Raw genomic sequence first — 1,942 nt, forward strand, 5'->3', positions numbered from 1 at the left:
CCCTATGCGAACCGACGCAGAACACGTAATTTAGACCCGAATGAATACCTCCATCGCCACTCCCGCCAGCCCCTTGCAGGGCGGCGCCGAAATCCTCGAGCGCATCCTAGCGGCCCGGGGCAATTTGATTGCGCTCGAGGGCGGGGACAAGGTCGGCCTGGTCGGGCTGTTGCGCCCGCTGGTACGGCGGAGCGGACAGGCCGTCTACTTGTGGAATCCGGAGTTGGGACTGGGCAACCTGCGCGAGGAGCACGTCGGCTTGCCCGGTTCCCAACGCCTCAATATCGCGCTGCGCTACATGCTGCAGAGCAATCATTTCGGCATCTATCTGCTGCAGCGCCTGCCGCTCCCGCTGCCGATGGCCGACGCCACCCTGCTGCGACAGTTGGCGCGCGCCACGTCCGGGCACGTGCGCCGCGTGGTCATGCTCGATCCGCCGGAGTCCTTCGTGGCCAGTTTCAACGACGTGCTGGTGCGCCTGAGCTGCCAGTCCGAGCCCGCCCAGCGTCCGCGCCTGCGCGACGGTCGTTGGATCCTCTGATATGACGAGCAACGCGGGCATCCTGGTCGTTGCCGCGCAGCGTGAGCTGCGCCGAGCCCTGTTCGACACGTTCGATCGTGACGGGCATTTCGTGGTGCATTCCGCCCGCGATGCCACCCACGCAGGCATCCTGCTCGAGGGTCGGCCGCCGCTGGCGCTGATCGTGATCGTGTTCGAGGGCGATGGTCGCGAGGGCATGGCGGGCATCGATGTTTTGCGCGGCGTACCGGCCTGCATCGGGGCGCCCATTCTGGCCGTGCTCGACGACGCAGCCGTGCTCAAGCCCAATGTGTTGCCAGCGGGCATTGCCGATTGGCTGTATGCCTCGCAGATCGAGCACGAACTGCTCTCGCGCTGGCAGCGGGTCCATCGCATGGTTGCGCGACAGGACAGCAGCGGCGAAGGCCTGGCAACGTCAACGGGTGGCGACTATCGCTTTGCCTTCGACGAGGTCGACAGCGAGTGGTTGATCGTCGACCCCGTGCGTGGCCAGCTGGTCGATTTCAGTCCGGCCGTGGCGCGCAACAGCGGGCTGGGCGATCACGAATTGCGCGGCCGGCCGCTCAAGGACGTGCTGGCCTTCAAGGATGCGACCATCGAGCAGGTGATTGCCGAAGGTTCGCGCCAGTGGCATGCCGGCCGTCGACGTTCATCGCGTGGTGCCGATGCTGGCGAGGCCAGCGCACGTGCGATTCAGCACGCCGGTCGCGACGCGGTCGCCTTGATGTTCCGCAGCGATCGGGCCAGTGCCCGCGCCGAAGTGGCGCTCAGCTTGCTGGCACGCATGTTCGCCGCCGGCAGCGGCGACGAAGGCATCACCGAAGCGGCCCGCCTGTTGTTCGAGGAAATGGGCCTGGACTATGTTGCAGTCTGGTCCGCGCGACCCGACGAAGGCGGTGCGCCGGTACAGCTCGTGCAGTACTGGCGTGGCGACGAGCAGCTGTGGCCAGGGCCGCATCTGCAAAGTTCGTTGCGGCTGGTGCTGTCGGGTCAGGCCATGCTGCATCAGGCCGATGCCGGACGGCTTGCGCCGATGGATCCCTTGCTCGCGCAGCTGGGTCTGGCCGGTTTTGCGGGCTGGCCGCTGCAGGACGAGCGACGCACCGTGCTGGGCGCCTTGCTGGTCGGTACGCGCCAGCCGCTGCCGGCGCTGGACATCGTGCAGCCTGTACTTCGGTGCGCCGCGTCGCGATTCGCGCACGCGATCGAGTTGCGTCATACGCGTGAGCAAGGCCGCGCCGAAGGTCTGCTCGATGCCTTGACCGGCCTGCCCAATCGCCTGTTGTTCAACGACCGACTGGATACGGTGATCCGCGAGGCCAATCGCACGGGCGAGTGCTTTGCGTTGCTGTTCGTCGATCTGGATCGCTTCAAGACCGTCAACGACACACTGGGTCACGC

General features: G+C 66.5%; 2 protein-coding genes. Both read left to right on the top strand.

Going from position 1 to position 1,942, the window contains the following annotated elements; genetic code table 11:
- The first annotated feature begins 40 nt into the window (after window positions 1-40).
- Window positions 41-541: a hypothetical protein gene (locus AC1DMG_RS21855; protein ID WP_046971628.1), complete on the top strand. Its 501-nt coding sequence runs from the start codon at window positions 41-43 to the stop codon at window positions 539-541.
- A gap of 1 nt (window position 542) precedes the next feature.
- Window positions 543-1,942, top strand: a 1,400-nt coding sequence (locus AC1DMG_RS21860) for a diguanylate cyclase domain-containing protein (protein ID WP_477181125.1), incomplete at its 3' end; no start/stop codon positions are given.

The sequence above is a fragment of the Dyella sp. 01N36 genome (assembly GCF_056399745.1).